The sequence below is a fragment of the Blautia sp. ZXY-1-C6 genome (assembly GCF_056339875.1).
Map to the genome: position 1 here is coordinate 1 of NZ_JBWJVQ010000264.1, position 8543 is coordinate 8543.

Below are 8543 nucleotides of genomic sequence, written 5' to 3' on the forward strand. Positions count from 1 at the left end.
CTTAAATGAAAAACTAAATTCCGGTTTTGGACCAAATGCAAGAGTAAATTCTATATAGGTCGAAGTTACTTTTGCACACATATTTGCCATATTGTCTTTGATAATCATTACTCCGTATAATGTACTTGCAGCTGATTGCCTGCCTGTGCAGATTGGAGATAATTATGAAAAATAAAGGCAATCAGAAACATTTAACATTTGAACAGCGTGTTGATATCGAGAAAGGTCTTACTGAGAATAAAAGCTTCACTGAAATTGGACGAATTATTGGTAAAAATCCATCTACCATATCAAAGGAAGTACGTCTCCACGCACATACAAAAGAACGTCCGGATTCAGGTTACACTCACCCGCCATGTATTCATCGCAAGAACTGTAAGGTGACATGCTTGTGTGATAAGATGTGTGGCATTCATTGTAAGCTTTGCAGAAAACCATCCTTTCGCTGCACTGATATATGTCCCGCATATGAGACAGCTGAATGTGAGAAACTGAATAAACCTCCCTACGTATGTAATGGCTGTGGTAAAAAGACCCATTGTCTTATGCCCAGAAAGTTTTATTCATCCAAATATGCCCATGATGAGTACCGTAGCGTGCTAGTCGATTGCAGAGTCGGCATTAACCAGACTCCGGAAAGCATTCAATCCATGAATGATTTATTGGTTCCATTGATCAAGGAGAAGCATCAGTCCATCGGTCATATTTATGCTACTCATGCAGAAGAATTGGGTTGCTCCAGAAGAACACTTTACTCCTACATCAATGATTGTGTATTCGATGTCCGCAATGGTGACTTAAGACGTTCTGTACGTTATAAGAAACGCAAGAAACCTACACAGACCAGTGCAAAAGATCGTTCTTATCGTCAAGGTCATAACTACGAAAATTTCCAGAATTATATGAAAGATCATCCAGATATAAATGTTGTGGAAATGGACTGCGTGGAAGGAATGAAAGGCGAAAGCTGCGCCCTCTTGACCTTTACATTCCGCAACTGCAATCTTATGCTTATGTTCCTGTTGGAATATCAAGACCAGGAATGCGTGTTAGAGGTCTTTGTATGGCTTGAAACAGTGTTAGGACAGGATGCATTCAAAAAGCTTTTTCCGGTGATCCTCACGGATGGAGGTTCAGAATTCTCAGCTCGTGAAGAGATGGAGGAATTCTGTGACGGAAGTAAAAGCACGACGGTCTTTTACTGTGATCCATACAGCTTTTGGCAAAAAGGTGCCTGCGAAAAGAACCACGAGTATATCCGCTACATCCGTCCGAAAGGGAGTTCATTCGCTGATTTAAATGACGAGAAAGTCAGACTTATGATGAATCACATAAACAGCGAAAAAAGAGACATGTCTTAATGGACATAGCCCATATGAACTCTCTCTTTTACTCTTGGACAACAAACTGCACAAAGCATTAGGATTAAAGGCAATCGCACCTGATGATGTTATGCTTAGTCCAAAACTTATAAAATAAAATAGTAAAGCACAGGCAGATTTCACTGCACCAGAATTTAGTCTTGCACATAAGGCATGTGGAATTTAGTCTCGCACACTATTTTCAGATGCCCGGTTAGTATGCATAAAAACATAAATCATGAGTGCTTACAGGTTTATTATAAGACAAAAAAATAGAATTGTTAAGGTGCATTACAGAATTTAATCCCGCATAGTTACTGAGATAATCCACAGCTGGAATTTAGTTTTTCATTTAAGTATCACTGAAAGTAACGAGAATGCGACGCGCAGTTATTCAAAAAAGGGCGCTGCCCAAGCAGCCGCCCTTTCGTTAAATCACATCTTTTTTAGAGACTACACTCTAATCTTCTTCGCTTCTCACTTCACAGCCTACCCAACCAGGCGAATCCGCAAAGTTAATACACTCCTCCACACCACAATCCCGGCGCTGCCCTTAAAAGAAGCGCAAGGGTGGAGTCCAGAGGAGGGACAGCGCTTTCTGTCCTTCCTCTGGGAACCTTCCGTCCAGAAAGAGTTTATTTAAAATATTCCACACCAGACTCGAATATCTTAATATCCTGCTCACCATAGATATTAATAGCAACACCGTCCCCGCGACGTTCGCTATGTGCCATCTTACCAAGGATACGTCCATCCGGGCTGGTAATACCTTCAATGTTCATATAAGAACCATTGACATTCCATTCCTCATCAACACTGAGCTGTCCATCCGGAGTTACATACTGAGTTGCAACCTGTCCGTTTGCAAACAGCTTCTGCAGCCATTCTTCATTTGCAACGAAACGTCCTTCACCATGTGAAGCCGGGTTACAGTATACACCGCCAAGCTGTGCCTTCTGCAGCCAAGGAGATTTATTACTAACAACCTTCGTATAAACCATCTTGGAAATATGGCGTCCGATAGTATTAAATGTCAGTGTAGGAGAATCTGCTTTCTGTCCGCAGATTTCACCGTAAGGTACAAGACCAAGCTTGATCAGAGCCTGGAATCCGTTACAGATACCAAGTGCCAGACCATCTCTCTCATTAATCAGCTTCATAACAGCTTCTTTGATCTTCGCATTCTGGAATGCAGTTGCAAAGAATTTCGCAGAACCATCCGGTTCGTCACCTGCGGAGAATCCGCCCGGGAACATGATGATCTGTGCCTGATCGATTGCTTTCTCAAAAAGCTCTACAGAGTCATGGATATCTTCAGCAGTCAGGTTCTTGAATACTTTTACATCCACCTCTGCACCTGCACGCTCGAATGCACGTGTGCTGTCATACTCGCAGTTTGTTCCAGGGAATACAGGAATAAATACACGAGGTTTTGCAACTTTGTTCTTGCATACATAGATGCTGTCTGCACGATAAAGCTTCTCATCTCTGTCAGCTGCCTCTTTATCATTCTCAGAAGAAACTGTCTTAAATACTTTTTCCAGAGTACCTTTCCATGCATTTTCAGCTTCGTCTACAGTGATCACTGTATTTCCATAGGAGAAGTTACCGTCAGCAGTTACTTCACCGATCACTGTATAAGTGATGGAAAGCTCACCAACCTTACCATCCGGAACTTCCAGGATAATATCGCCAAATCCAGGTGCAAAGAAATCTCTCGGATCAAGGTTATGCTCAATCTTTACGCCCATGCCATTACCAAATGCCATCTTTGCAACTGCAGCTGCAATACCATGACGATCAAGTGCATAAGCCGAAACAACTTTGCCGTCCTGCATATCTTTATGAAGTTTTTCATACTGATCCATGATTCCTGCATAATCCGGCAGATCATACTGATCCTTCGGTGCACGAAGCCATACCAGTTTGTTTCCTGCTTTCTTTAATTCCGGTGTGATCACATCCTGGATCTTCGCAACGTCAACTGCGAAAGATACCAGTGTCGGAGGTACATCAATATCATTGAATGTACCGGACATACTGTCCTTACCACCGATAGATGGAAGTCCAAATCCCATCTGGGCTGCATAAGCACCGAGAAGTGCTGCGAAAGGCTGGCTCCATCTCTTAGGATCTTCTGTCATACGGCGGAAGTATTCCTGGAATGTGAAACGGATTTTCTTATAGTCACCGCCTGTTGCCACGATTCTTGCAACAGACTCTGTCACTGCATAAGCAGCTCCGTGATATGGGCTCCAGGAAGATAAATACGGGTCAAAGCCATAGCTCATCATGGTTACAGTATCTGTTTTACCATTCTGTACCGGAACCTTGGCAACCATGGACTGAGTCTCTGTGAGCTGATATTTACCACCGTATGGCATAAATACACTGCCTGCTCCGATAGAACCGTCGAACATTTCCACAAGTCCTTTCTGAGAGCATACATTTAAATCTGCCAGAGTTTCCATCCATTTAGCTTTTACATCAGCTACATCCGGGCGTTCTTCAAAGAGATTGCCTTCTTTGTTGGGGATTTCTACTTCTACAGTTGTCTCCTGATGTGCACCGTTGGTATCTAGGAATGCACGGGAAATATTTACGATTTCTTTGCCTCTCCATACAAGTACCAGACGAGGATCCTCTGTTACAACTGCAACAGGAATTGCCTCCAGGTTCTCTTCATTTGCATAGCCAAGGAAAGTATCTACATCTTTCGGGTCAACTACTACAGCCATACGTTCCTGAGATTCGGAGATTGCGATCTCAGTTCCGTCAAGACCTGCATATTTCTTCGGAACCTTGTCAAGATCTACCCTCAGACCTGCTGCCAGCTCACCGATAGCAACGGAAACACCGCCTGCACCAAAGTCATTACATTTCTTAATAATATGGCTGACTTCCTCACGGCGGAACATACGCTGGATCTTACGCTCAGTAGGAGCATTACCTTTCTGCACCTCAGCGCCGCACACTTCAATAGAAGCTTCTGTATGAACCTTGGAAGAACCTGTAGCACCACCGATACCGTCACGTCCTGTACGTCCTCCAAGTAAGATAATGATATCTCCCGGATCAGAATTCTCACGGATAACCGCGCGCCTCGGAGCAGCACCCATAACAGCACCGATCTCCATACGTTTCGCTACATAGTTAGGATGGTAAACTTCTTTTACATAACCTGTTGCAAGACCAATCTGGTTTCCATAGGAGCTGTAGCCATGAGCTGCGCTTCTTACCAGTTTCTTCTGCGGAAGTTTACCCTTGAGAGTTTCTTTTACAGAAACAGTAGGATCTGCTGCACCTGTTACACGCATTGCCTGATATACATAAGTACGTCCTGAAAGCGGGTCACGGATCGCACCGCCAAGGCAGGTAGCTGCACCACCGAATGGCTCGATCTCAGTAGGATGGTTATGTGTCTCATTCTTGAAGTTGATCAGCCATTCCTCTTCTTTACCGTCTACGTCTACAGGAACTACAATACTGCAGGCATTGATCTCATCAGATTCTTCCTGATCAGCAAGCTTTCCTTCTGCTTTCAGTTTCTTCATAGCCATCAGAGCCAGATCCATCAGGCAGACAAATTTGTCCTTACGACCTTTGTAAAGTTCTTCTCTGTCAGCAAGATATTTCTTGTAAGTATCTACGATCGGTGCTTTGTAATCACCTTCGTCAAATTTTACATCTGTCAGTTCTGTGGAGAAGGTTGTGTGACGGCAATGATCAGACCAGTAGGTATCCAGTACACGGATTTCTGTCATGGACGGGTCACGTTTCTCTTCTTCTTTGAAATAATGCTGGATATGCTGGAAATCCTTGAATGTCATTGCAAGATTTAAAGAATCATAAAGTTCCTTTAATTCTGCTTCCGGCATTTCCTTAAATCCGTCAAAAATCTTAACATCTTCCGGTTCCGGGAAAACAGTTACCAGTGTTTCCGGTTTCTGCAGACCTGTCTCACGGGAATCTACAGGGTTGATGCAGTGATGCTTGATAGCATCAAATTCTTCATCTGAAATAGTTCCTTCAATTACATAGGTAGTTGCGGAACGAATGATAGGCTGTGCATTCTCATCCAGGAACTGTACACACTGAACAGCAGAATCTGCTCTCTGGTCAAACTGTCCCGGTAAAAATTCTACAGAGAAGATGCGGGAGCCTTCTGCTGCCTCAAAATTCTCTAGATATAAATCATCTACAGGTGGCTCTGCAAAAACAGTTTTGCATGCTTTATCAAAAACTTCATCAGAAATATTTTCTACATCATAGCGGATCAGCACACGTACTGCTGTTACGGATTTAATTCCCAGATAGCTGCTGACCTCATGTTTTAATTCCTTTGCCTGTACAGCGAAGGCCGGTTTCTTTTCTACATAGACACGTCTTACGTTACTCATAGAAACTCCTTTCTTATGTATGCATTGTTTTAAAAATGCTTTAAAAGCACCTTGCAGCCCGACTCCAGTGAACCTGCTGCTTGAACTATTGCTTTCTTTATAGTATCATAGGAAATATCATTAGTAAAATTAATATATCTTATATTTTTTATTAATGTAACTAATTAGTTACTGTTCACTGGTAATATCCCGCGAGGTGTTTTTTGTGAGCGAAGGTCACAGAAAACCCAAGATATACCGCGCGAATTTATGCGATTAGCATAAATTCTGTGCATCGCGAAGCGTGTTACTGAGAACGGAGTGAACAGTAACACTAATTAATCACTATCCGTGAAATGTTTTGGAATGAATATGCCAAAATCCCGAGACATACAATCTAAAGTTCCATTGCTGCCGACAATTTGTATCATCACATTATTTTATGAAAGGATTTATTTCTATGGATATTAATCTTGAACTATACAAAGTATTCTACTATGTTGCCACCACCCTCAGCTTCTCAGAGGCCTCCCGCCAGCTTTTTATCTCCCAGTCAGCAGTCAGCCAGTCCATTAAAACTCTGGAAAAGAAGCTAAATCATCCTCTTTTTATCCGCAGTACCAAGAAAGTATTGTTAACTCCTGAAGGAGAACTTCTGCTCCAGCATGTAAAACCGGCTCTCCAGCTTCTGGACGAGGGAGAATCTCTCCTGTCAGGAGACAATCTGCTGAAAGGCCAGCTGCGTATTGCTGCCAGCGATACGATCTGCCGGTATTTTCTCATTGATTATCTTCAGAAATTCCATCAAACCTACCCGGATGTCCGTATCAAAGTCACAAACAGTACCTCCATCGGCTGTGCAGAGCTTCTGGAGAAAGGTCAAGCAGATCTGATTGTATGCAACTGTCCTAATTCCAGACTTGGCAGCCATTTTCAGACACGTGTGCTAAAAGAATTCCACGATGTATTCGTTGCCAATACGGATTACTTTCCTGTACACACTGTTCAGACCGAACTGCAGGAGCTTCTGAACTATCCAATCCTGATGCTTTCCCCCAAAAGTACCACCAGTGAATATTTGCGGGAAGCATTCACAGCCCATAATCTCAAGCTTCTTCCTGAAGTAGAGTTAAACAGTAATGACCTGCTTCTGGATCTGGCACGGATCGGACTGGGGATTGCCTGTGTTCCTGATTATATGTTAAAAGAAAATGATCAGCTGACACCGCTCATGTTAAAAGAGCCTCTTCCCGGACGTCAGCTTATACTTGCCCAGCATGACAGTCTTACTGTCTCTCAGGCTGCTGAACGCTTTATTGAAATGTTTACTTCCATATAATAAAAGAAGTCCTCACTCAGTACTGAAACAACAATTTTTATAATCGCGTTTCTTACTGAATGAGAACTTCTTTTTCTTATTTCGGCATTACAGCCAGCGCATCAGTAATATACTGATTATCGATTGCTGCAAAGAATCCGCCGTCTGCCTTGGTTGCATAATCCATATCAATCGGCATTTTTCCAAGTACAGGAACCTTCAGCTCTGCTGCGATTTCATCAATATGGCTCTCACCAAAGACTTTGATCTCTTTTCCGCAGTCCGGACATTTCACATAGCTGTAGTTCTCTACGATTCCAAGTACCGGTATCTTCATCATCTCAGCCATATTAAAGGCTTTCTTAACGATCATCTTAACCAGATCCTGAGGTGATGTTACGATCACGATTCCTTCGATCGGCAGAGACTGGAATGCTGTAAGCGGAACATCACCTGTTCCAGGAGGCATATCCACAAACAGATAGTCTACGTCGCCCCAGATAACATCTGTCCAGAACTGTTTTACCATATTTGCAAGAACCGGACCTCTCCAGATTACAGGAGTATCCTCTGTAGGAAGCAGAAGGTTGATGGACATTACCTTGATCCCGTTTTTTGTGATCATCGGGTAGATACCTTCATCATTTGCCATTGCTGCACCCTTTAATCCATACATTTTCGGAATGGACGGTCCTGTGATATCCGCATCCAGGATACCGACTTTGTATCCCTGTGCTGCCATCATGTTTGCCAGAGAGCCTGTTACGAAGGATTTACCAACTCCACCCTTTCCGCTGACAACCCCGATCACATGTTTTACATTTGACTGAGCATTCATTTCTGCCTGAAAGCTCTGCTGTTTCTTGCTGCTTGAACAACCTTCGCAGCTTGCTTTGTCGCATGAAGTGTTGTTACATTCTTTTGCCATAATTAATCTTCTCCTTTATATTTACGCACTGCTGTACTGACAAAATATTGTTACTGTTCACTCCGTTCACAGTAACGTAGCCAAAATTCATTCCAGATTGCCTACGGCAATGGAATTTTGGCTTGTATGTCTCGGGATTTTGGCATATTCATGCCAAAACACCTCGCTGGATAGTGGTGTGTGAACAATAACAAAATATTCTCTATTGCCAGTGTGGAGCGTGTCTGAAAAATCATTCCCACAAATTGTGACGCACATCTTGCGTAAAACATTTTTCAAACAAGCTCCAGAGTACGCATATTACTTTACAAATCTGTCAATTGCTACCTCAAGTTCTTTAATTGCCTCTTTATCACCATGTTCCACTGCATCTACGATACAGTGTTCGATATGATCCTGCAGAATGATCTTACCTGTATTATTGATGGCAGATTTCACTGCTGAAAGCTGTATCAGAACTTCCGCACAGTCTCTTCCGTCCTCTATCATACGTTTGATAGATTCCATATGTCCGATTGCTCTGGACATACGGTTCAGCACTGCCTTTGTATGCGCAT

At 42.9% G+C, this 8543-nt stretch carries 4 protein-coding genes and 1 pseudogene; 2 read left to right on the forward strand and 3 right to left on the reverse strand.

All coding sequences use genetic code 11. The features are described 5' to 3' along the window. Window positions 1-164: 164 nt before the first annotated feature. Window positions 165-1479 (forward strand): annotated as a pseudogene (locus AC075J_RS17095) (IS30 family transposase). Window positions 1480-1996: 517 nt separating this feature from the next. Here AC075J_RS17095 and AC075J_RS17100 read toward each other — a convergent pair. Next, the gene (locus AC075J_RS17100; RefSeq protein ID WP_022380650.1) at window positions 1997-5761 is read right to left on the reverse strand and encodes a phosphoribosylformylglycinamidine synthase; all 3765 of its coding nucleotides are present in this window, start codon (window positions 5759-5761) and stop codon (window positions 1997-1999) included. Window positions 5762-6200: 439 nt separating this feature from the next. On the opposite strand from AC075J_RS17100, the gene AC075J_RS17105 reads away from it, so the two are divergent. Further along, a complete protein-coding gene (locus tag AC075J_RS17105; protein ID WP_008707308.1) occupies window positions 6201-7079 on the forward strand; it encodes a LysR family transcriptional regulator in 879 nt (292 codons plus the stop codon). 76 nt (window positions 7080-7155) lie between these two features. On the opposite strand, the gene AC075J_RS17110 is transcribed toward AC075J_RS17105, so the two are convergent. Next, window positions 7156-7986 carry an Mrp/NBP35 family ATP-binding protein gene (locus AC075J_RS17110; RefSeq protein ID WP_008707307.1) on the reverse strand — a complete coding sequence of 277 codons (831 nt, stop codon included), beginning with the start codon at window positions 7984-7986 and terminating at the stop codon, window positions 7156-7158. Window positions 7987-8286: 300 nt separating this feature from the next. After that, on the reverse strand, window positions 8287-8543 hold a 257-nt coding region (locus AC075J_RS17115; RefSeq protein WP_476390535.1), incomplete at its 5' end, for a metal-sensing transcriptional repressor.

Bases quoted from the DNA above. Each gene is read 5' to 3' on its own strand.
- AC075J_RS17110 (WP_008707307.1), bottom strand. From the start codon at position 7,986: ATGGCAAAAGAATGTAACAACACTTCATGCGACAAAGCAAGCTGCGAA.
- AC075J_RS17100 (WP_022380650.1), bottom strand. From the start codon at position 5,761: ATGAGTAACGTAAGACGTGTCTATGTAGAAAAGAAACCGGCCTTCGCT.
- AC075J_RS17105 (WP_008707308.1), top strand. From the start codon at position 6,201: ATGGATATTAATCTTGAACTATACAAAGTATTCTACTATGTTGCCACC.